Genomic DNA, 22,120 nt, shown 5'->3' with positions numbered 1-22,120 from the left:
ATTATTCGCGCCAATTGAAAGATTGGGGTCCCTGCCTGGCGGGGGCTATCCAAGACCGTAGGCGGCGCAAGCCTTAAACCACAAGCCTACGCAGATGGTGCTCCCGGTTCCTTACCGAATCAGACACCAAAACGACATTCGGTTTCGACCGAGTGAAACGGTAACAAGCAGGAGTTAAACCCGTGGCAATTAATCTCGAAGACAAGAAGGCCATCGTCGCTGAAGTCAACGAGGCTGCCAAAGTCGCTCTGTCCGCTGTCGTGGTTGATGCCCGTGGCGTAACAGTAGGCGCAATGACCGGACTCCGTAAAGAGGCTCGTGAAGCTGGCGTTTACGTACGTGTTGTACGTAACACCCTGCTCAAGCGCGCTGTTGCTGACACTGAATACAGTGTTCTCAACGACGTGTTCACCGGCCCGACCCTGATTGCATTCTCGAACGAACATCCGGGCGCTGCTGCCCGTATCTTCAAAGAGTTTGCCAAGGGTCAGGACAAGTTCGAGATCAAGGCAGCTGCGTTCGAGGGCAAGTTCCTCGCAGCTAATCAGATCGACGTACTGGCAACTCTGCCGACCCGTGACGAAGCAATTTCTCAGCTGATGAGCGTGATTCAAGGCGCTACCAGCAAGTTGGCTCGTACTCTGGCGGCAATTCGCGACCAGAAAGAAGCTGCCGCAGCCTAAGGCTCGTCAACTTCTCGCGTTTTTTGTTTATTTCGATGGTCGCGTAGGCCGTCCCCCAATTCAGGAATTGAGTCATGTCTCTGACTAACGAACAAATCATCGAAGCAATCGGCCAGAAATCCGTAGTGGAAATCGTTGAGCTGATCAAAGCGATGGAAGAAACCTTCGGTGTTACCGCTGCTGCTGCTTCGGCTGGCCCAGCTGTAGCTGCTGCTGCTGTTGAAGAGCAAACCGAGTTCAACGTTGTTCTGCTGGAAGCTGGCGAGAAGAAGGTTAACGTGATCAAGGCAGTTCGTGAACTGACCGGTCTGGGCCTGAAAGAAGCCAAAGAGAAAGTAGACGGCGCTCCTCAGGTTGTAGCTGAAGGCGTTTCGAAAGAAGCTGCTGAAGACGCTAAGAAGAAGCTGGAAGAAGCAGGCGCTAAAGTCGAGCTGAAATAAGTATCGACTTTGCTCCTCCAGCCCGAGCGTCAAGCGACAGGCTGATGGCTGGTGGCTCTTGCCACCGGCCTTTTTCCGTTATTGGCAGCCGACTGGGTCGGTGCTGATAAAGGCGCTGTAACCACCCGATGCGGTGGCGCAAACCATGGGGTTTGCACGATTTTCTGGCTGCTCCCGTCGGGAGGGGCCAAACAAGCAGGTGACCAAGCTGGGGAACGCTGATGGCTTACTCATATACTGAGAAAAAACGTATCCGCAAGGACTTTAGCAAGTTGCCGGACGTCATGGATGTGCCGTACCTCCTGGCCATCCAGCTGGATTCGTATCGTGAATTCTTGCAAGCGGGAGCGACTAAAGATCAGTTCCGCGACGTGGGCCTGCATGCGGCCTTCAAATCCGTTTTCCCGATCATCAGCTACTCCGGCAATGCTGCGCTGGAGTACGTCGGTTATCGCCTGGGCGAACCGGCATTTGATGTCAAAGAATGCGTATTGCGCGGTGTAACTTTCGCCGTACCTTTGCGGGTAAAAGTGCGCCTGATCATTTTCGACAAAGAATCGTCGAACAAAGCGATCAAGGACATCAAAGAGCAAGAAGTCTACATGGGCGAAATCCCATTGATGACTGAGAACGGTACCTTCGTAATCAACGGTACCGAGCGTGTTATCGTTTCCCAGCTGCACCGTTCCCCGGGCGTGTTCTTTGACCACGACCGCGGCAAGACGCACAGTTCCGGTAAACTGCTGTACTCCGCGCGCATCATTCCTTACCGCGGTTCGTGGCTGGACTTCGAGTTCGACCCGAAAGACTGCGTGTTCGTGCGTATCGACCGTCGTCGCAAGCTGCCGGCCTCGGTGCTGCTGCGCGCGCTCGGCTACACCACCGAAGAAGTGCTGGACGCTTTCTACACCACCAACGTATTCCACGTTAAAGGCGAAGGCCTGAGCCTGGAACTGGTGCCTCAGCGTCTGCGCGGTGAAGTGGCTGTCCTCGATATCCAGGACGATAAAGGCAAGGTTATTGTCGAGCAGGGCCGTCGTATTACTGCCCGCCACATCAACCAGTTGGAAAAGGCCGGGATCAAAGAGCTGGACGTGCCTCTGGACTACGTCCTGGGTCGCACCACCGCCAAGGTCATCGTGCATCCGGCTACCGGCGAAATCCTGGCAGAGTGCAACACCGAGCTGTCGACCGAAGTCCTGGCGAAAATCGCCAAGGCCGGCGTTGTTCGCATCGAAACTCTGTACACCAACGACATCGACTGCGGTCCGTTCATCTCCGACACGCTGAAGATCGACTCCACCAGCAACCAATTGGAAGCGCTGGTCGAGATCTATCGCATGATGCGTCCAGGCGAGCCGCCAACCAAAGACGCTGCCGAAACCCTGTTCAACAACCTGTTCTTCAGCCCTGAGCGCTATGACCTGTCTGCGGTCGGCCGGATGAAGTTCAACCGTCGTATCGGTCGTACCGAGATCGAAGGTTCGGGCGTGCTGTGCAAGGAAGACATCGTCGCGGTACTGAAGACTCTGGTCGACATCCGTAACGGTAAAGGCATCGTCGATGACATCGACCACCTGGGTAACCGTCGTGTTCGCTGCGTAGGCGAAATGGCCGAGAACCAGTTCCGCGTTGGCCTGGTACGTGTTGAGCGTGCGGTCAAAGAGCGTCTGTCGATGGCTGAAAGCGAAGGCCTGATGCCGCAAGACCTGATCAACGCCAAGCCAGTGGCTGCGGCGGTGAAAGAGTTCTTCGGTTCCAGCCAGCTCTCGCAGTTCATGGACCAGAACAACCCGCTGTCCGAGATCACCCACAAGCGTCGTGTCTCTGCACTCGGCCCTGGCGGTCTGACTCGTGAGCGCGCAGGCTTTGAAGTTCGTGACGTACACCCGACTCACTACGGTCGTGTATGCCCGATTGAAACGCCGGAAGGTCCGAACATCGGTCTGATCAACTCCTTGGCTGCTTATGCCCGCACCAACCAGTACGGCTTCCTGGAAAGCCCGTACCGCGTGGTGAAAGAGGGTGTGGTCACTGACGAGATCGTGTTCCTGTCCGCCATTGAAGAAGCCGATCACGTGATCGCGCAGGCTTCGGCGACCATGAACGACCAGAAAGTCCTGATCGACGAGCTGGTAGCCGTACGTCACCTGAACGAATTCACCGTCAAGGCGCCGGAAGACGTCACCCTGATGGACGTTTCGCCGAAGCAGGTAGTTTCGGTTGCAGCGTCGCTGATTCCGTTCCTCGAGCACGACGACGCCAACCGTGCGTTGATGGGTTCGAACATGCAGCGTCAAGCTGTACCAACCCTGCGTGCTGACAAGCCGCTGGTAGGTACCGGCATGGAGCGTAACGTGGCTCGCGACTCCGGCGTTTGCGTCGTGGCTCGTCGTGGCGGCGTGATCGACTCTGTTGATGCCAGCCGTATCGTGGTTCGTGTTGCCGATGACGAAGTTGAAACCGGTGAAGCTGGTGTCGACATCTACAACCTGACCAAATACACCCGCTCGAACCAGAACACCTGCATCAACCAGCGTCCGCTGGTGAGAAAGGGTGATCGCGTTCAGCGTAGCGACATCATGGCCGACGGCCCGTCCACCGACATGGGTGAACTGGCACTGGGTCAGAACATGCGCATCGCGTTCATGGCATGGAACGGCTTCAACTTCGAAGACTCCATCTGCCTGTCCGAGCGTGTGGTTCAGGAAGATCGCTTCACCACGATCCACATTCAGGAACTGACCTGTGTGGCCCGTGACACCAAGCTTGGCCCAGAGGAAATCACTGCAGACATCCCGAACGTGGGTGAAGCTGCACTGAACAAGCTGGACGAAGCCGGTATCGTTTACGTAGGTGCTGAAGTCGGCGCAGGCGACATCCTGGTGGGTAAGGTCACTCCGAAAGGCGAGACCCAACTGACTCCGGAAGAAAAACTGCTGCGTGCGATCTTCGGTGAAAAAGCCAGCGACGTTAAAGACACCTCCCTGCGTGTACCTACAGGTACCAAAGGTACTGTCATCGACGTACAGGTCTTCACCCGCGACGGCGTTGAGCGTGATGCTCGTGCACTGTCGATCGAGAAGTCCCAGCTGGACGAGATCCGCAAGGATCTGAACGAAGAGTTCCGTATCGTTGAAGGCGCGACCTTCGAACGTCTGCGCTCCGCTCTGGTAGGCCACAAGGCTGAAGGCGGCGCCGGTCTGAAGAAAGGTCAGGACATCACCGACGAAGTTCTCGACGGTCTTGAGCATGGTCAGTGGTTCAAACTGCGCATGGCTGAAGATGCTCTGAACGAGCAGCTCGAGAAGGCTCAGGCCTACATCGTTGATCGCCGCCGTCTGCTGGACGACAAGTTCGAAGACAAGAAGCGCAAACTGCAGCAGGGCGATGACCTGGCTCCAGGCGTGCTGAAAATCGTCAAGGTTTACCTGGCAATCCGTCGTCGCATCCAGCCGGGCGACAAGATGGCCGGTCGTCACGGTAACAAAGGTGTGGTCTCCGTGATCATGCCGGTTGAAGACATGCCGCACGATGCCAATGGCACCCCGGTCGACGTCGTCCTCAACCCGTTGGGCGTACCTTCGCGTATGAACGTTGGTCAGATCCTTGAAACCCACCTGGGCCTCGCGGCCAAAGGTCTGGGCGAGAAGATCAACCGGATGGTCGAAGAGCAGCGTAAAGTCGCTGAACTGCGTACCTTCCTCGACGAGATCTACAACCAGATCGGCGGTCGTAACGAAGATCTGGATAGCTTCTCCGATCAGGAAATCCTGGATCTGGCGAAGAACCTGCGTGGCGGCGTTCCAATGGCCACTCCAGTGTTCGACGGTGCCAAGGAAAGCGAAATCAAGGCCATGCTGAAACTGGCAGACCTGCCGGAAAGCGGCCAGATGCAGCTGACTGACGGCCGTACCGGCAACAAGTTCGAGCGTCCAGTTACCGTTGGCTACATGTACATGCTGAAGCTGAACCACTTGGTAGACGACAAGATGCACGCGCGTTCTACCGGTTCGTACAGCCTGGTTACCCAGCAGCCGCTGGGTGGTAAGGCGCAGTTCGGTGGTCAGCGTTTCGGGGAGATGGAGGTCTGGGCACTGGAAGCATACGGTGCCGCTTACACTCTGCAAGAAATGCTCACAGTGAAGTCGGACGATGTGAACGGCCGTACCAAGATGTACAAAAACATCGTGGATGGCGATCACCGTATGGAGCCGGGCATGCCCGAGTCCTTCAACGTGTTGATCAAGGAAATTCGTTCCCTCGGCATCGATATCGATCTGGAAACCGAATAACACGTGACGCGATCGAGAGCGGGGCAGGACTGCCCGCTCTCTGCTCCGCCAGGAGGAAAGGCCTTGAAAGACCTACTGAATTTGCTGAAAAACCAGGGTCAAGTCGAAGAGTTCGACGCCATCCGTATCGGATTGGCCTCGCCTGAGATGATCCGCTCGTGGTCGTTCGGCGAAGTTAAAAAGCCGGAAACCATCAACTACCGTACGTTCAAACCTGAGCGTGACGGTCTGTTCTGCGCCAAGATCTTTGGCCCGGTAAAGGATTACGAGTGCCTGTGCGGTAAGTACAAGCGCTTGAAGCACCGTGGTGTGATCTGTGAGAAGTGCGGCGTTGAAGTTGCGCTGGCCAAGGTTCGTCGTGAGCGCATGGCGCACATCGAACTGGCTTCGCCGGTTGCCCACATCTGGTTCCTGAAATCGCTGCCGTCCCGTATCGGCCTGCTGATGGACATGACCCTGCGTGATATCGAACGCGTTCTCTACTTCGAGAGCTACGTCGTTATCGATCCAGGCATGACCACCCTTGAAAAAGGTCAGTTGCTGAACGACGAACAGTACTTCGAAGCGCTGGAAGAGTTCGGTGACGACTTCGACGCCCGCATGGGTGCTGAAGCTGTCCGTGAACTGCTGCACGCTATCGACCTGGAGCACGAGATTGGTCGTCTGCGCGAAGAAATTCCGCAAACCAACTCGGAAACCAAGATCAAGAAGCTGTCCAAGCGTCTGAAGTTGATGGAAGCCTTCCAGGGTTCCGGCAACCTGCCAGAGTGGATGGTGCTGACCGTTCTGCCGGTTCTGCCGCCAGATCTGCGTCCACTGGTCCCGCTGGATGGCGGTCGTTTCGCGACTTCCGACCTCAACGATCTGTATCGTCGAGTGATCAACCGTAACAACCGTTTGAAGCGCCTGCTGGATCTGTCCGCTCCGGACATCATCGTGCGCAACGAAAAGCGTATGTTGCAGGAAGCTGTCGATGCACTGCTCGACAACGGTCGTCGTGGCCGCGCTATCACCGGTTCGAACAAGCGTCCTCTGAAATCCCTGGCTGACATGATCAAGGGTAAGCAGGGTCGCTTCCGTCAGAACTTGCTCGGTAAGCGCGTTGACTACTCCGGTCGTTCGGTAATTACCGTAGGTCCGACCCTGCGTTTGCACCAGTGCGGTCTGCCGAAGAAGATGGCTCTCGAGCTGTTCAAACCGTTCATTTTCGGCAAGCTGGAAATGCGTGGTCTCGCGACCACCATCAAAGCGGCCAAGAAAATGGTCGAGCGCGAACTGCCAGAGGTTTGGGACGTTCTCGCTGAAGTGATTCGCGAACACCCGGTTCTTCTCAACCGTGCACCGACCCTTCACCGTCTGGGTATCCAGGCGTTTGAACCGGTCCTGATCGAAGGTAAGGCTATCCAGCTGCACCCGCTGGTCTGCGCCGCGTACAACGCCGACTTCGACGGCGACCAAATGGCCGTGCACGTACCGCTGACGCTGGAAGCCCAGCTCGAAGCGCGTGCGTTGATGATGTCGACCAACAACATTCTGTCGCCAGCCAACGGTGAGCCAATCATCGTTCCGTCGCAGGACGTTGTATTGGGTCTGTACTACATGACTCGTGAAGCGATCAACGCCAAGGGCGAAGGTCGTGTGTTCGCGGATCTGCAGGAAGTTGACCGTGTGTTCCGTGCCGGCGAAGCCGCACTGCACGCCAAGGTCAAGGTTCGTATCAATGAAACCGTCAACGACCGTGACGGCAACAGCGTGAGCAACACTCGTATCGTCGACACCACTGTCGGCCGTGCGCTGCTGTTCCAGGTTGTGCCAAAAGGTCTGTCGTACGATGTCGTCAACCTGCCGATGAAGAAAAAGGCGATCTCCAAGCTGATCAACCAGTGCTACCGCGTGGTTGGTCTGAAAGAGACCGTGATCTTCGCTGACCAGTTGATGTACACCGGTTTCGCTTACTCGACCATCTCCGGCGTTTCCATCGGCGTTAACGACTTCGTTATCCCGGACGAAAAAGCCCGCATCATCGGTGCAGCCACCGACGAAGTGAAAGAGATCGAGAGCCAGTACGCCTCCGGCCTGGTAACCCAGGGCGAGAAGTACAACAAAGTGATCGACCTTTGGTCGAAGGCGAACGACGAAGTTTCCAAGGCGATGATGGCCAACCTCTCGAAAGAGAAAGTCATCGACCGTCATGGCGATGAAGTTGACCAAGAGTCCTTCAACTCGATGTACATGATGGCCGACTCGGGTGCGCGGGGTTCCGCAGCACAGATTCGTCAGCTGGCCGGTATGCGTGGTCTGATGGCCAAGCCGGACGGTTCCATCATTGAAACGCCGATTACTGCGAACTTCCGTGAAGGTCTGAGCGTACTTCAGTACTTCATCTCGACTCACGGTGCTCGTAAAGGTCTGGCGGATACCGCGTTGAAAACTGCGAACTCCGGTTACCTGACTCGTCGTCTGGTAGACGTGGCGCAGGATCTGGTTGTAACCGAGATCGATTGCGGCACCGAACACGGTCTGTTGATGACTCCGCACATTGAAGGCGGTGACGTTGTAGAGCCGTTGGGTGAGCGCGTATTGGGTCGTGTTATTGCCCGTGACGTATTCAAGCCAGGCACCGAGGACGTTATCGTTCCTGCCGGTACCCTGGTAGACGAGAAGTGGGTCGAGTTCATCGAGCTGAACAGCATCGACGAAGTGATCGTGCGTTCGCCGATCAGCTGCGAAACCCGCTATGGCATTTGCGCCAAGTGCTACGGCCGTGATCTGGCTCGTGGTCACCAGGTGAACATCGGTGAAGCGGTCGGCGTTATTGCTGCCCAGTCCATCGGTGAGCCGGGTACCCAGCTGACGATGCGTACGTTCCACATCGGTGGTGCGGCAAGCCGTACTTCCGCAGCCGACAGCGTTCAGGTGAAGAATGGCGGTACTGTCCGTCTGCACAACCTGAAACACGTTGAGCGAGTGGATGGCCACCTGGTTGCCGTGTCCCGTTCCGGTGAGCTGGCAATCGCTGATGACTTCGGTCGTGAGCGTGAGCGTTACAAGCTGCCGTACGGTGCTGTGATTTCGGTTAAAGAAGGTGACAAGGTCGACGCTGGCGCAATCGTGGCCAAGTGGGATCCGCACACTCACCCGATCGTTACCGAAATGAAAGGTACCGTGACCTACGTGGGCATGGAAGAAGGCATCACGATCAAGCGTCAGACTGACGAATTGACCGGTATGACCAACATTGAAGTACTCGACGCGAAAGATCGTCCAGCTGCGGGCAAAGAAATCCGTCCAGCAGTGAAGATGGTCGACGACAACGGCAAGGATCTGTTGCTGCCAGGCACTGACGTTATCGCTCAGTACTTCTTGCCAGCCAACGCCCTGGTCGGTGTTGCGGACGGTGCGAAGATCGCGATCGGTGACGTTATCGCTCGTATCCCGCAAGAAACTTCGAAAACTCGCGACATCACCGGTGGTCTGCCGCGTGTTGCCGACCTGTTCGAAGCTCGTCGTCCGAAGGAAGCGTCGATTCTGGCTGAAGTCAGCGGCACCATCGCGTTCGGTAAAGAGACCAAAGGCAAGCGCCGTCTGGTCATTACCCCGAACGACGGTAGCGATCCGTACGAAGAGCTGATTCCGAAGTGGCGTCACCTGAACGTGTTCGAAGGTGAACAGGTAAACCGCGGCGAAGTTATCTCCGACGGTCCGAGCGATCCGCACGACATTCTGCGTCTGCTGGGTGTGAGCGCGCTGGCCAAGTACATCGTGAACGAGATCCAGGACGTTTACCGTCTGCAAGGCGTGAAGATCAACGACAAGCACATCGAGACCATCCTGCGTCAGATGCTGCGTAAAGTTGAGATCTCCGAGTCCGGCGATTCCAGTTTCATCAAGGGCGACCAGATGGAACTGACTCACGTACTGGTAGAGAACGAGCGTCTGAGCGCGGAAGACAAGTTTGTCTCCAAGTTCACTCGCGTTCTGCTGGGTATCACCAAGGCGTCGTTGTCGACCGAATCGTTCATCTCGGCGGCTTCCTTCCAGGAAACCACTCGCGTACTGACCGAAGCGGCAGTCACCGGCAAGCGCGACTACCTGCGCGGCCTGAAAGAAAACGTGGTTGTGGGTCGTCTGATCCCGGCCGGTACCGGTCTGGCGTACCACAGCGAGCGCAAGCGTCGTCGTGATGCAGACAAGCCGTTGCGCGTAAGCGCCAGTGAAGTGGAAGCTGCACTGACCGAAGCGCTGAACTCGAGCGGTAACTGAGTTCTGCGGTAACTAAGCTGAGGCCCTGATCGCTCCGTTCGTCGAATCGAGACAAATTGTCAAGGTTCGACGGGCGGGGAGGTCGGGGCCTTGCCTTGACTGGGGACAAGATCCTCTTTAGACTCTTGATCCCCTAAATTTGGCGGGAATCCGTTCCTGTCATTTTGCTTTTCTTGCAAGACAATAGCGTCGCAAGACAACAGTGGAGCTAGTAGATGGCAACTATCAACCAGCTGGTACGTCAGCCGCGTAAGCGTATCGTCGAGAAATCCGACGTACCTGCGCTGCAGAACTGCCCGCAACGTCGTGGCGTGTGCACCCGTGTGTACACCACTACGCCGAAAAAACCTAACTCGGCACTGCGTAAAGTATGCCGTGTGCGTCTGACCAACGGTTTCGAGGTTTCCTCGTACATCGGTGGTGAAGGCCACAACCTGCAAGAGCACAGCGTGGTACTGATCCGCGGCGGTCGTGTAAAAGACTTGCCAGGTGTTCGTTACCACACCGTTCGCGGCTCCTTGGATACTTCCGGCGTTAAAGGCCGTAACCAGGGTCGTTCGAAGTACGGTACCAAGCGTCCGAAGTAATCGGTCGTTTTGCAGATTTTCATTTTATTGAGTCGATAAGAGTAAGGTCGGGCTTGCATCCACTGGATCTGTCCCGAACTAACCTGAAGACCGCTTGAGGGCTTATCATGCCAAGACGTCGCGTAGCAGCAAAGCGTGAGATTCTGGACGATCCGAAATACGGAAGCCAGATCCTCGCCAAATTCATGAACCACGTTATGGAAAGCGGCAAGAAAGCCGTTGCCGAGCGTATCGTTTATGGTGCCCTGGAAACCGTGAAGGCTCGTAAGGCCGGCACCGATCCCCTGGAACTCTTCGAAAAAGCACTCGACGCCATCGCTCCGCTGGTCGAAGTGAAGTCGCGCCGCGTTGGTGGTGCTACTTACCAGGTTCCGGTCGAGGTTCGTCCTTCCCGCCGTAACGCTCTGGCAATGCGCTGGTTGGTAGACTTCGCCCGTAAGCGTGGCGAGAAGTCTATGGCTCTGCGCTTGGCTGGCGAACTGCTGGATGCTGCTGAAGGTAAAGGTGCTGCTGTTAAGAAGCGTGAAGACGTGCACCGTATGGCCGAAGCCAACAAAGCTTTCTCGCACTACCGCTTCTAATTTTAGCTTCACTAATTTTGCGAGGGCTTTATGGCTCGTACTACTCCGATTAGTCGCTACCGTAACATCGGTATCGTCGCTCACGTGGATGCTGGTAAAACCACCACCACCGAGCGCGTCCTTTTTTACACTGGCAAAAGTCACAAAATGGGCGAGGTGCATGACGGCGCCGCGACCACAGACTGGATGGTTCAGGAGCAGGAGCGTGGTATTACCATTACTTCTGCTGCCATTACCGCCTTCTGGAAAGGTTCCGAGAAGCAGTACCCGCACGAGCACCGTTTCAACGTCATCGATACCCCGGGCCACGTAGACTTCACCATTGAAGTTGAACGTTCCCTGCGCGTACTCGACGGCGCTGTGGTTGTATTCTGCGGTACTTCGGGTGTTGAGCCGCAGTCGGAAACCGTATGGCGTCAAGCCAACAAATACGGCGTTCCACGTCTTGTTTACGTAAACAAGATGGACCGTGCTGGTGCCAACTTCCTGCGCGTGATCGGTCAGATCAAACAGCGTCTGGGTCACACTCCGGTGCCGATTCAGCTGGCTATCGGTTCGGAAGACAACTTCCAGGGCCAGATCGACCTGATCAACATGCAGGCTGTTTACTGGAACGACTCTGACAAGGGTATGGTTCCTGTTCGCAAGGAAATCCCTGCGGACATGCTCGAGCTGGCTACTGAGTGGCGCAGCAACATGGTTGAGGCTGCGGCCGAAGCCAGTGAAGAGCTGATGAACAAGTACCTGGAAGGCGAAGAGCTGTCGATCGAAGAGATCAAGGCCGCTCTGCGTCAGCGCACTATCGCTGGCGAAATCGTTCTGGCAGTGTGCGGTTCGTCGTTCAAGAACAAGGGCGTTCCCCTGGTTCTCGACGCCGTTATCGACTTCCTGCCTGCTCCAACCGACATTCCAGCTATCAAGGGCTCGAACCCTGATAACGAGGAAGAGGAAATGGAGCGTCACGCAAGTGACGACGAGCCGTTCGCGGCACTGGCGTTCAAAATCGCTACCGACCCATTCGTGGGTACCTTGACCTTCGTCCGTGTTTACTCGGGCGTGTTGAACTCCGGCGACGGCGTGATCAACTCGGTTAAAGGCAAGAAAGAGCGCGTGGGTCGTATGGTGCAAATGCACGCAAACGCCCGTGAAGAGATCAAGGAAGTGCGCGCTGGCGACATCGCGGCCCTGATCGGCATGAAGGACGTCACCACTGGTGAAACCCTCTGCAACGCTGACAAGCCAATCATCCTGGTTCGCATGGACTTCCCGGAGCCGGTTATTTCGGTTGCCGTAGAGCCTAAGACCAAGGATGACCAGGAAAAAATGGGTATCGCACTGGGCAAGCTGGCTCAGGAAGACCCGTCTTTCCGTGTTAAAACTGATGAAGAGACTGGTCAAACGATCATCTCCGGCATGGGCGAGCTGCACCTGGACATCCTGGTTGACCGGATGCGCCGTGAGTTCAACGTCGAAGCCAACATCGGCAAGCCTCAGGTTTCGTATCGTGAGCGCATCACGAAGAATTGTGAAATCGAAGGCAAGTTCGTTCGTCAGTCCGGTGGTCGCGGCCAGTTCGGTCACTGCTGGATCCGTTTTGCTCCTGCTGATGAAGGTCAGGAAGGTCTGCAATTCGTGAACGAAGTTGTAGGTGGTGTGGTTCCTAAGGAATACATCCCGGCTATCCAGAAGGGTATCGAAGAGCAGATGAAGAACGGCGTTGTTGCCGGCTATCCGCTGATCGGCCTGAAGGCAACCGTGTTCGATGGTTCTTACCACGACGTCGACTCCAACGAGATGGCGTTTAAAGTGGCTGCTTCCATGGCGACCAAGCAACTGGCCCAGAAGGGTGGTGGTGAGTTGCTCGAGCCGATCATGGCGGTAGAGGTTGTTACGCCTGAAGACTATATGGGTGATGTAATGGGCGACCTTAACCGTCGTCGCGGCATGATCCAGGGTATGGAAGACACAGTGTCCGGCAAGGTTATCCGTGCCGAGGTTCCACTGGGTGAGATGTTCGGTTATGCGACCGACGTTCGTTCCATGTCTCAGGGTCGCGCAAGCTACTCTATGGAATTCAAAAAATACGATACGGCTCCGTCGCACATCGTCGAATCCGTAACCAAAAAACAAGGCTGATTCAGCCCCTTTAGGCTAGGAGTTAATTGTCGTGGCTAAAGAAAAATTTGATCGTTCCCTACCGCACGTCAACGTTGGCACCATCGGTCACGTTGACCACGGTAAAACCACTCTGACCGCTGCTCTGACTCGCGTCTGCTCCGAAGTTTTCGGTTCGGCCGTAGTTGAATTCGACAAGATCGACAGCGCTCCAGAAGAAAAAGCTCGCGGTATCACCATCAACACCGCTCACGTTGAGTACAACTCGACTATTCGTCACTACGCTCACGTTGACTGCCCAGGTCACGCTGACTACGTGAAGAACATGATCACCGGTGCTGCCCAGATGGATGGCGCGATCCTGGTTTGCTCGGCCGCTGATGGTCCGATGCCACAAACCCGTGAGCACATCCTGCTGTCCCGTCAGGTAGGCGTTCCGTACATCGTGGTTTTCCTGAACAAGGCTGACCTGGTAGACGACGCTGAGCTGCTGGAACTGGTTGAGATGGAAGTTCGCGACCTGCTGTCCACTTATGACTTCCCAGGCGACGACACTCCGATCATCATCGGTTCGGCTCGTATGGCGCTGGAAGGCAAAGACGACAACGAAATGGGCACCACTGCCGTTCGTAAGCTGGTTGAAACTCTGGATACCTACATCCCAGAACCAGTTCGTATGATCGACAAGCCATTCCTGATGCCAATCGAAGACGTATTCTCGATCTCGGGTCGCGGTACTGTTGTGACTGGTCGTATCGAGCGCGGTATCGTTCGCGTTCAAGATGCACTGGAAATCGTTGGTCTGCGTGACACCACTACCACCACCTGCACCGGTGTTGAGATGTTCCGCAAGCTGCTCGACGAAGGTCGTGCTGGCGAGAACTGCGGCGTTCTGCTGCGTGGTACCAAGCGTGACGACGTTGAGCGTGGTCAGGTTCTGGTTAAGCCGGGTTCGGTTAAGCCGCACACCAAGTTCACCGCAGAAGTTTACGTTCTGAGCAAGGAAGAAGGCGGTCGTCACACTCCGTTCTTCAAAGGCTACCGTCCACAGTTCTACTTCCGTACTACTGACGTGACTGGTAACTGCGAACTGCCAGAAGGCGTTGAAATGGTAATGCCAGGTGACAACATTCAGATGACTGTTACCCTGATCAAAACCATCGCGATGGAAGATGGTCTGCGTTTCGCTATCCGTGAAGGCGGTCGTACCGTCGGCGCTGGCGTCGTAGCCAAAATCATCGAGTAATTCTCTTTTATAGAGTCTGCTTGATGAATTGAAAAAGCCCCCGCTCAGCGGGGGCTTTTTTATTGGGTTGACACCTATCTGGGGCGTCTATAGAATTGCGCCTCCTTTTAACGGGCGTATTGCGCCCGGTGGGAATAGCAGCCGGAGTCTGAAATCCAATGCAAAATCAGCAAATCCGTATCAGGTTGAAGGCTTTCGACCATCGCCTGATCGACCAATCAACCCAGGAAATCGTGGAAACCGCGAAACGTACTGGTGCTCAAGTGCGTGGTCCAATTCCACTGCCTACCCGTAAAGAGCGGTTCACCGTTCTGGTTTCCCCGCACGTCAACAAAGACGCGCGTGACCAGTACGAAATCCGCACTCATAAGCGCGTTCTGGACATCGTCCAGCCAACGGATAAAACCGTTGATGCTCTTATGAAGCTTGATCTTGCGGCCGGTGTGGAAGTGCAGATCAGCCTCGGCTAAGACTCGGTCTTGGTCGTGTAACGCTCTGAAATGGGCGGCCATAGCGGGTGAAAGCCCCGTACACTCATGAGGTTTACAACATGACTATTGGTGTAGTCGGTCGTAAATGCGGTATGACCCGTATTTTCACCGAAGAAGGTGTCTCCATTCCGGTCACGGTCATTGAGATCGAGCCGAATCGCGTCACCCAGTTCAAAACTGAAGAGACCGATGGCTATCGTGCAGTGCAAGTCACTGTCGGCGAGCGTCGTGCTTCGCGTGTAACAGCAGCTCAAGCTGGTCACTTCGCTAAAGCGAACGTTGCCGCTGGTCGTACCACCATGGAATTCCGTCTTGAAGAAGGCGAGTACCAGGCTGGCGATCTGATCAACGCTGAAATCTTCGCCGCTGGTCAACTGGTTGATGTAACCGGTCAGTCCAAGGGTAAAGGCTTCCAGGGTACGATCAAGCGTTGGAATTTCCGCGGGCAAGATAACACCCACGGTAACTCCGTATCCCACCGCGTCCCAGGCTCTATCGGCCAGTGCCAGACTCCTGGTCGTGTATTCAAGGGCAAAAAAATGTCCGGTCATATGGGCGCTGAGCGCGTGACCGTGCAGTCCCTGGAAGTAGTGCGCGTGGACGCTGAACGCAATCTGTTGTTGGTCAAGGGCGCTGTTCCTGGCGCTACTGGCGGCAACCTGGTTGTACGTCCAGCAGCCAAGGCTCGCGGTTAAGGGGAAGCTGACATGCAATTAAATGTAAATGACGCTCAAGCGATCGAAGTTTCCGAACTGACATTTGGCGGCGAGTTCAACGAGACGCTGGTTCACCAAGCAGTCGTGGCCTACATGGCCGGCGGCCGTCAAGGTAGCAAGCAGCAAAAGACCCGTTCCGACGTTCGTGGTGGCGGTAAGCGCCCATGGCGTCAGAAAGGTACTGGCCGTGCTCGTGCCGGTACTATCCGTAGCCCAATCTGGCGTGGCGGCGGTACCACTTTCGCAGCTCGTCCACAGGATCACTCCCAGAAGCTGAACAAGAAGATGTATCGCGCAGCAATGCGTTCCATCCTTGCTGAGCTGGTGCGTACTGATCGTCTGGTCGTGGTTCAGGATTTCGCTGTTGAAACTCCGAAAACCAAAGATCTGCTGGGCAAGCTGAACAACATGAGCCTGACCGATGTTCTCATCGTGTCGGACGCTGTTGATCAGAACCTGTACCTGGCTGCTCGTAACCTGCCACACGTAGATGTACGTGACGTGCAAGGTTCCGATCCAGTTAGTCTGATCGCATACGACAAGGTGTTGATCACTGTGTCGGCCGTGAAGAAATTCGAGGAGCTGCTGGGATGAACCAGGAACGCGTATTTAAAGTTCTGCTTGGCCCGCACGTTTCCGAGAAGGCTACGGTTCTGGCAGACAAGAAAGGCCAGTTCGTTTTCAAGGTTGCTACTGATGCAACCAAGCTGGAAATCAAGAAGGCCGTCGAAAGCCTGTTCAGCGTGAAAGTAGAGCGCGTCACTACCCTGAACGTTCTGGGTAAGAGCAAGCGCACTGCTCGCGGTCTGGGCAAGCGTAATGACTGGAAGAAGGCAGTTATCTCCCTTCAGCCAGGCCAAGATCTCGATTTCAGCAGCAGTGCTGAGTAAGGAAGGGGTGCATCATGGCAATCGTTAAATGCAAACCGACTTCCCCTGGCCGCCGTTTTGTGGTCAAGGTGGTCAACCAGGAGCTGCATAAAGGCGCTCCTCACGCACCGCTGCTCGAGAAAAAATCGAAGACTGGTGGTCGTAACAACAATGGCCGTATTACCACTCGTCACATCGGTGGTGGTCATAAGCAGCATTACCGTATGGTCGATTTCCGTCGCAACGACAAAGATGGCATCGTCGCCACTGTCGAGCGTATCGAATACGATCCAAACCGTACTGCTCACATCGCACTGCTCTGCTACGCAGACGGCGAGCGTCGCTACATCATCGCCCCTAAAGGCGTGAGTGCTGGCGACCAACTGATCGCAGGCGCTCTGGCTCCAATCAAGCCAGGCAACGCTCTGCAACTGCGCAACATTCCAGTCGGTTCTACCGTACACGGCATCGAACTGAAGCCAGGTAAAGGCGCGCAGATCGCTCGTTCCGCTGGTGCTTCGGCTCAGCTGATCGCTCGTGAAGGCGTGTACGTTACCCTGCGTCTGCGTTCCGGTGAAATGCGTAAAGTCCTGGCTGAATGCCGTGCGACCCTGGGCGAAGTCTCGAACTCCGAGCACAGCCTGCGTTCGCTGGGTAAAGCTGGTGCCAAACGCTGGCGTGGCGTTCGCCCAACCGTTCGTGGTGTTGCCATGAACCCGGTTGACCACCCACATGGTGGTGGTGAAGGTCGTACCTCTGGTGGTCGTCATCCGGTATCGCCATGGGGCTTCCCGACTAAGGGCGCGAAGACTCGTGGTAATAAGCGTACCGACAAAATGATCGTCCGTCGTCGCAAGTAAATAGAGGGATACGACAGTGCCACGTTCTCTGAAAAAAGGTCCTTTTATTGATCTTCACCTACTGAAGAAGATCGAAGTGGCGGCGGAAAAGAACGATCGCAAACCAATTAAGACTTGGTCGCGTCGTTCGATGATCCTGCCACAAATGGTCGGTCTGACCATCGCAGTACACAACGGCCGTCAGCACGTCCCAGTTCTCGTGAACGAAGACATGGTTGGCCATAAACTGGGCGAGTTCGCCGGTACCCGCACTTATCGTGGGCACGTGGCTGACAAGAAAGCCAAGCGTTAAGGGGTAAGGAAATGGAAGTAGCCGCTAAGTTGTCGGGCGCTCGAATCTCCGCCCAGAAAGCCCGCTTGGTCGCCGACCAGATCCGCGGGAAGAAGGTGGGCGAAGCGCTCAACCTGTTGGCTTTCAGCAGTAAGAAAGCCGCCGAGATCATGAAGAAAGTGCTGGAGTCGGCCGTAGCCAACGCCGAGCATAACGAAGGCGCAGACGTTGATGACCTGAAGGTCAGCACCGTTTTCGTCAACGAAGGGCGTTCGCTGAAGCGCATCATGCCACGTGCCAAAGGCCGTGCTGATCGCATCGTCAAGCGGTCTTGCCATATCACTGTCAAGGTTGCTGACAAGTAACGGAGTCGAAGAGATGGGTCAGAAAGTACATCCCATTGGCATTCGCCTGGGAATCGTCAAGGAGCACACCTCCGTCTGGTACGCAGACGGTCGGACTTATGCGGACTACTTGTTCGCAGATCTGAAAGTGCGTGAGTATCTCCAAGACAAACTAAAAAGCGCGTCCGTAAGCCGTATCGATATCCATCGTCCGGCCCAAACTGCACGCATCACCATCCACACCGCTCGTCCAGGTATCGTTATCGGGAAGAAAGGTGAAGATGTTGAGAAACTGCGTCAGGACCTGACCAAGCAAATGGGTGTGCCTGTGCACATCAATATCGAAGAGATCCGCAAGCCGGAGCTCGACGGTATGCTGGTTGCGCAGAGCGTAGCTCAGCAGCTGGAGCGTCGTGTAATGTTCCGTCGCGCTATGAAGCGCGCAGTACAGAACGCCATGCGCATTGGTGCCAAAGGCATCAAAATCCAAGTGAGCGGTCGTCTCGGCGGTGCTGAAATCGCACGTACTGAATGGTATCGCGAAGGTCGTGTGCCACTGCACACCCTGCGTGCCGACATCGACTATGCCAACTACGAAGCTCACACCACCTACGGTGTGATCGGTGTAAAGGTTTGGATCTTCAAAGGCGAAGTAATTGGTGGTCGCCAAGAAGAGCTGAAACCACAAGCACCAGCGCCTCGTAAAAAAGCTGCTAAGTAAGGGGTACGCCAAATGTTGCAACCAAAGCGTACGAAGTTCCGCAAGCAGATGACCGGCCACAACCGTGGTCTGGCACTGCGCGGTAGCAAAGTCAGCTTCGGCGAGTTCGCGCTGAAGTCTGTTGCTCGTGGTCGTCTCACCGCTCGTCAGATCGAGTCAGCGCGTCGTGCTCTGACCCGTCACGTAAAACGTGGTGGCAAGATCTGGATCCGTGTATTCCCGGACAAGCCGATCTCCAAGAAACCTCTCGAGGTTCGTATGGGTAAAGGTAAGGGTAACGTGGAGTACTGGGTTGCCCAGATTCAGCCAGGCAAAGTCCTGTATGAAATCGAGGGTGTTTCTGAAGAGCTGGCGCGTGAGGCTTTCGCCCTGGCTGCTGCAAAGCTGCCGCTCGCCACCTCCTTTGTTAAACGGACGGTGATGTGATGAAAGCGAATGAACTTCGTGAAAAATCCGCACAGCAGCTGAACGAGCAACTGCTCGGCTTGCTGCGCGACCAGTTCAATCTGCGTATGCAGAAAGCAACTGGCCAGTTGGGGCAGTCTCATCTGCTCTCGCAAGTTAAGCGTGACATCGCTCGCGTGAAGACTGTGCTCAACCAGCAGGCAGGTAAGTGATCATGGCTGAAGCCGAAAAAACTGTCCGTACGCTGACTGGCCGTGTTGTCAGCGACAAGATGGACAAAACCATCACCGTTCTGATCGAGCGTCGCGTTAAGCACCCGATCTACGGTAAATACGTTAAGCGTTCGACTAAGCTGCACGCGCACGACGAAACCAATCAGTGCCACATCGGCGACAAAGTCACTATTCGTGAAACTCGTCCGATGGCCAAGACCAAGTCTTGGGCGCTGGTTGATGTTCTCGAACGCGCTGTGGAAGTCTAAGGGCTAGGGGTCGGAGAAATTATATGATTCAGACTCAATCCATGCTCGATGTGGCCGATAACAGCGGCGCTCGCCGCGTTATGTGCATCAAGGTGCTGGGTGGCTCCCATCGTCGTTACGCTGGTATCGGTGACATCATCAAAGTTACCGTCAAGGAAGCAATTCCTCGCGGTAAAGTGAAAAAAGGCCAAGTGATGACTGCTGTTGTAGTCCGCACTCGTCACGGCGTACGTCGTGCTGATGGCTCCATTATCCGCTTTGATGGCAACGCTGCTGTTCTTCTGAACAACAAGCAAGAGCCGATCGGCACCCGTATCTTTGGGCCAGTGACCCGTGAACTTCGTACTGAGAAGTTCATGAAGATCGTCTCGCTCGCCCCAGAAGTGCTGTAAGGAGATCCGACATGCAAAAGATTCGTCGTGACGACGAGATCATCGTGATCGCCGGCAAAGACAAAGGTAAGCGCGGTAAGGTGCTGAAGGTTCTTGCTGACAACCGTCTGGTTGTTGGTGGTCTGAACCTGGTCAAGCGTCATACCAAGCCTAACCCGATGTCGGGCGTACAGGGCGGTATCGTCGAGAAAGAAGCGCCACTGCACGCTTCCAACGTCGCCATCTTCAACGGCGAAACCAACAAGGCTGACCGCGTTGGTTTCAAAGTAGAAGACGGTAAGAAAATTCGTGTCTTCAAGTCGACCCAAAAAGCGGTTGATGCTTGAACACTGCTAGGTAGAAGACCATGGCACGACTAAAAGAGATTTACCGGAAGGAAATCGCTCCGAAACTTAAGGAAGAACTTAAGCTTTCGAACGTGATGGAAGTTCCGCGCGTTACCAAAATCACCCTGAACATGGGTCTGGGCGAAGCGATCGGCGACAAAAAAGTCATCGAGCACGCTGTTGCTGACCTGGAAAAGATCACCGGCCAAAAAGTCGTTGTGACCTACGCTCGTAAATCCATCGCTGGCTTTAAAGTCCGTGAAGGATGGCCGATCGGCGTCAAAGTGACTCTGCGCCGTGAGCGTATGTACGAGTTCCTGGATCGTCTGCTGTCGATCTCCCTGCCTCGGGTTCGCGACTTCCGCGGCCTGAATGCCAAGTCCTTCGATGGTCGTGGCAACTACAGCATGGGCGTGAAAGAGCAGATCATTTTCCCGGAAATCGACTACGACAAGATCGATGCTCTCCGCGGTCTGGACATTACCCTGACCACCACTGCCAAGAACGATGATGAAGGCCGCGCTCTGCTGCGTGCTTTCAAATTCCCGTTCCGCAACTGATTGGAGTAGGAAAATGGCCAAGAAGAGCATGAAAAACCGTGAGCTGAAGCGTCAGCTCACTGTTGCCAAGTACGCCACCAAGCGTGCAGCGCTGAAAGCTATCATCGTTGATCTGAACGCAAGTCCAGAAGCGCGTTGGGAAGCTACCGTAGCTCTGCAGAAGCAACCACGCGACGCAAGCGCTTCGCGCATGCGTAACCGTTGCCGCCTGACTGGTCGTCCGCACGGCGTTTACCGCAAGTTCGGCCTGGGCCGTAACAAACTGCGTGAAGCGGCAATGCGTGGTGACGTTCCAGGTCTGGTTAAAGCCAGCTGGTAATCGCTGTCAAAGCCTTGATGGTCGGGTTCGCAAGAACCTGACCATCGGTGGCCTTGAATCTGAATCAAGCCCCTTTTGGGGCTTGATTCATTTCTGGGGTGTGTCTAGAATGACCGGCTCGCCTGAGCCCGTGTTTTTCATGCCCGGAGTTTCTCGGCGACATGTAGTAGCCGCAAGGCTAATTTTTCTGTATTAGGAGCGTCTAGCCCATGAGTATGCAGGACCCGTTAGCGGACATGCTAACTCGAATCCGTAATGCCCAGATGGCTGAAAAGTCTGTCGTAAGCATGCCGTCTTCCACGTTGAAGGTGGCTGTAGCAAAAGTCCTGAAGGACGAAGGTTACATCGCGGATTTTCAGATCACCACCGACGCTAAGCCGTCGCTGTCCATCTCGCTGAAATACTTCGAAGGCCGTCCGGTCATCGAGGAAGTGAAGCGCGTTAGTCGTCCAGGCCTGCGTCAGTACAAGTCCGTTGAAGATCTGCCGAAGGTTCGTGGCGGTCTTGGCGTGTCTATCGTCTCCACCAACAAAGGTGTGATGACGGATCGTGCTGCGCGCGCTGCCGGTGTCGGCGGCGAAGTTCTTTGCACTGTGTTCTAAGGGGGGATAAGCATGTCTCGCGTCGCTAAGAACCCCGTTAAGCTGCCAGCCGGTGTCGAAGTAAAATTCGCAGGCCAACAGCTTTCGGTGAAGGGTGCCAAGGGTACTCTTGAACTGAACATCCATTCGTCCGTTGAGATCGTTGAAGAAGCCGGTGAGCTGCGTTTCGCTGCTCGCAATGGCGATCAACAGACTCGCGCAATGGCCGGTACCACGCGTGCGTTGGTAAACAACATGGTCCAAGGCGTAAGCCAAGGCTTCGAGCGCAAGCTCCAGCTGGTCGGTGTTGGTTACAAAGCGCAAGCAAAAGGTCAGGTGCTGAACCTGGCTCTTGGCTTCTCGCACCCAGTGGATTACGAACTGCCGCAAGGCATCACCGCTGAGACTCCTAGCCAGACCGATATCCTGATCAAGGGCATCGATAAACAGCTGGTAGGTCAAGTGGCCGCTGAGATCCGCGACTTCCGTCCACCAGAGCCGTACAAAGGCAAAGGTGTGCGCTACGCGGACGAAGTCGTCCGTCGTAAAGAAGCCAAGAAGAAGTAGGGCATAG

At 55.4% G+C, this 22,120-nt stretch carries 25 protein-coding genes; all 25 read left to right on the top strand.

The window, feature by feature from the left end; all coding sequences use genetic code 11:
* Positions 1–182: 182 nt before the first annotated feature.
* The 25 genes from rplJ (at position 183) to rplF (ending at position 22,113) form a co-directional block, all read left to right on the top strand.
* Positions 183–683, top strand: a complete 501-nt coding sequence (gene rplJ / locus KCG87_RS19135) for a 50S ribosomal protein L10 (protein ID WP_003228752.1) — start codon at positions 183–185, stop codon at positions 681–683.
* 74 nt (positions 684–757) lie between these two features.
* Positions 758–1,123: a 50S ribosomal protein L7/L12 gene (gene rplL / locus KCG87_RS19130; protein ID WP_007962228.1), complete on the top strand. Its 366-nt coding sequence runs from the start codon at positions 758–760 to the stop codon at positions 1,121–1,123.
* Between the two features lie 221 nt (positions 1,124–1,344).
* Complete coding sequence (gene rpoB / locus KCG87_RS19125; RefSeq protein ID WP_098965865.1) at positions 1,345–5,418, top strand: DNA-directed RNA polymerase subunit beta; 4,074 nt, start codon at positions 1,345–1,347, stop codon at positions 5,416–5,418.
* Between the two features lie 63 nt (positions 5,419–5,481).
* Positions 5,482–9,681 (top strand): DNA-directed RNA polymerase subunit beta', encoded by a 4,200-nt coding sequence (rpoC, locus tag KCG87_RS19120; RefSeq protein WP_027614261.1) that lies wholly within the window; start codon positions 5,482–5,484, stop codon positions 9,679–9,681.
* A gap of 215 nt (positions 9,682–9,896) precedes the next feature.
* Complete coding sequence (gene rpsL / locus KCG87_RS19115; RefSeq protein WP_003186084.1) at positions 9,897–10,268, top strand: 30S ribosomal protein S12; 372 nt, start codon at positions 9,897–9,899, stop codon at positions 10,266–10,268.
* Positions 10,269–10,375: 107 nt separating this feature from the next.
* A complete protein-coding gene (rpsG, locus tag KCG87_RS19110) occupies positions 10,376–10,849 on the top strand; it encodes a 30S ribosomal protein S7 (RefSeq protein WP_003228745.1) in 474 nt (157 codons plus the stop codon).
* 30 nt (positions 10,850–10,879) lie between these two features.
* On the top strand, positions 10,880–12,985 hold the full coding sequence (gene fusA, locus KCG87_RS19105) for an elongation factor G (protein WP_007962223.1): 2,106 nt from the start codon (positions 10,880–10,882) through the stop codon (positions 12,983–12,985).
* Positions 12,986–13,016: 31 nt separating this feature from the next.
* Complete coding sequence (tuf, locus tag KCG87_RS19100; RefSeq protein ID WP_024014521.1) at positions 13,017–14,210, top strand: elongation factor Tu; 1,194 nt, start codon at positions 13,017–13,019, stop codon at positions 14,208–14,210.
* A gap of 158 nt (positions 14,211–14,368) precedes the next feature.
* On the top strand, positions 14,369–14,680 hold the full coding sequence (gene rpsJ, locus KCG87_RS19095; RefSeq protein ID WP_003186070.1) for a 30S ribosomal protein S10: 312 nt from the start codon (positions 14,369–14,371) through the stop codon (positions 14,678–14,680).
* Positions 14,681–14,760: 80 nt separating this feature from the next.
* Positions 14,761–15,396, top strand: a complete 636-nt coding sequence (gene rplC, locus KCG87_RS19090) for a 50S ribosomal protein L3 (protein WP_003228738.1) — start codon at positions 14,761–14,763, stop codon at positions 15,394–15,396.
* Between the two features lie 12 nt (positions 15,397–15,408).
* Positions 15,409–16,011: a 50S ribosomal protein L4 gene (rplD, locus tag KCG87_RS19085; RefSeq protein ID WP_003228735.1), complete on the top strand. Its 603-nt coding sequence runs from the start codon at positions 15,409–15,411 to the stop codon at positions 16,009–16,011.
* On the top strand, positions 16,008–16,307 hold the full coding sequence (gene rplW / locus KCG87_RS19080) for a 50S ribosomal protein L23 (RefSeq protein WP_002555488.1): 300 nt from the start codon (positions 16,008–16,010) through the stop codon (positions 16,305–16,307). The genes rplD and rplW overlap by 4 nt, the downstream gene beginning before the upstream one ends.
* Before the next feature lie 14 nt (positions 16,308–16,321).
* Positions 16,322–17,146: a 50S ribosomal protein L2 gene (rplB, locus tag KCG87_RS19075; protein ID WP_003228734.1), complete on the top strand. Its 825-nt coding sequence runs from the start codon at positions 16,322–16,324 to the stop codon at positions 17,144–17,146.
* Positions 17,147–17,162: 16 nt separating this feature from the next.
* Positions 17,163–17,438, top strand: coding sequence for a 30S ribosomal protein S19 (gene rpsS, locus KCG87_RS19070; RefSeq protein WP_003228731.1), 276 nt, complete (start codon positions 17,163–17,165; stop codon positions 17,436–17,438).
* Positions 17,439–17,449: 11 nt separating this feature from the next.
* Positions 17,450–17,782, top strand: coding sequence for a 50S ribosomal protein L22 (gene rplV, locus KCG87_RS19065; protein ID WP_003103908.1), 333 nt, complete (start codon positions 17,450–17,452; stop codon positions 17,780–17,782).
* A 13-nt stretch (positions 17,783–17,795) separates the two neighbouring features.
* Positions 17,796–18,482, top strand: coding sequence for a 30S ribosomal protein S3 (gene rpsC / locus KCG87_RS19060; protein ID WP_003176422.1), 687 nt, complete (start codon positions 17,796–17,798; stop codon positions 18,480–18,482).
* 12 nt (positions 18,483–18,494) lie between these two features.
* Positions 18,495–18,908 (top strand): 50S ribosomal protein L16, encoded by a 414-nt coding sequence (gene rplP, locus KCG87_RS19055; protein ID WP_003228729.1) that lies wholly within the window; start codon positions 18,495–18,497, stop codon positions 18,906–18,908.
* Positions 18,908–19,099, top strand: coding sequence for a 50S ribosomal protein L29 (gene rpmC, locus KCG87_RS19050; RefSeq protein ID WP_002555481.1), 192 nt, complete (start codon positions 18,908–18,910; stop codon positions 19,097–19,099). Before rplP ends, rpmC begins: the two co-directional genes overlap by 1 nt.
* 2 nt (positions 19,100–19,101) lie before the next feature.
* Positions 19,102–19,368 (top strand): 30S ribosomal protein S17, encoded by a 267-nt coding sequence (gene rpsQ, locus KCG87_RS19045; RefSeq protein WP_003194644.1) that lies wholly within the window; start codon positions 19,102–19,104, stop codon positions 19,366–19,368.
* Positions 19,369–19,391: 23 nt separating this feature from the next.
* Complete coding sequence (rplN, locus tag KCG87_RS19040) at positions 19,392–19,760, top strand: 50S ribosomal protein L14 (protein WP_002555479.1); 369 nt, start codon at positions 19,392–19,394, stop codon at positions 19,758–19,760.
* 11 nt (positions 19,761–19,771) lie between these two features.
* Complete coding sequence (gene rplX, locus KCG87_RS19035; protein WP_003186046.1) at positions 19,772–20,086, top strand: 50S ribosomal protein L24; 315 nt, start codon at positions 19,772–19,774, stop codon at positions 20,084–20,086.
* Between the two features lie 20 nt (positions 20,087–20,106).
* Positions 20,107–20,646 (top strand): 50S ribosomal protein L5, encoded by a 540-nt coding sequence (rplE, locus tag KCG87_RS19030; RefSeq protein WP_003210069.1) that lies wholly within the window; start codon positions 20,107–20,109, stop codon positions 20,644–20,646.
* 13 nt (positions 20,647–20,659) lie between these two features.
* Positions 20,660–20,965, top strand: a complete 306-nt coding sequence (rpsN, locus tag KCG87_RS19025) for a 30S ribosomal protein S14 (protein ID WP_003228726.1) — start codon at positions 20,660–20,662, stop codon at positions 20,963–20,965.
* Between the two features lie 209 nt (positions 20,966–21,174).
* Positions 21,175–21,567 carry a 30S ribosomal protein S8 gene (gene rpsH, locus KCG87_RS19020; RefSeq protein ID WP_007966178.1) on the top strand — a complete coding sequence of 131 codons (393 nt, stop codon included), beginning with the start codon at positions 21,175–21,177 and terminating at the stop codon, positions 21,565–21,567.
* A gap of 12 nt (positions 21,568–21,579) precedes the next feature.
* Positions 21,580–22,113, top strand: coding sequence for a 50S ribosomal protein L6 (rplF, locus tag KCG87_RS19015; RefSeq protein ID WP_007966176.1), 534 nt, complete (start codon positions 21,580–21,582; stop codon positions 22,111–22,113).
* The last annotated feature ends 7 nt before the right edge of the window (positions 22,114–22,120 follow it).

This window comes from Pseudomonas sp. MWU347 (genome assembly GCF_017947305.1).
In the GTDB taxonomy this organism is placed as follows: domain Bacteria; phylum Pseudomonadota; class Gammaproteobacteria; order Pseudomonadales; family Pseudomonadaceae; genus Aquipseudomonas; species Aquipseudomonas putida_A.
This window is presented reverse-complemented; position numbering and strand designations above follow the sequence as displayed.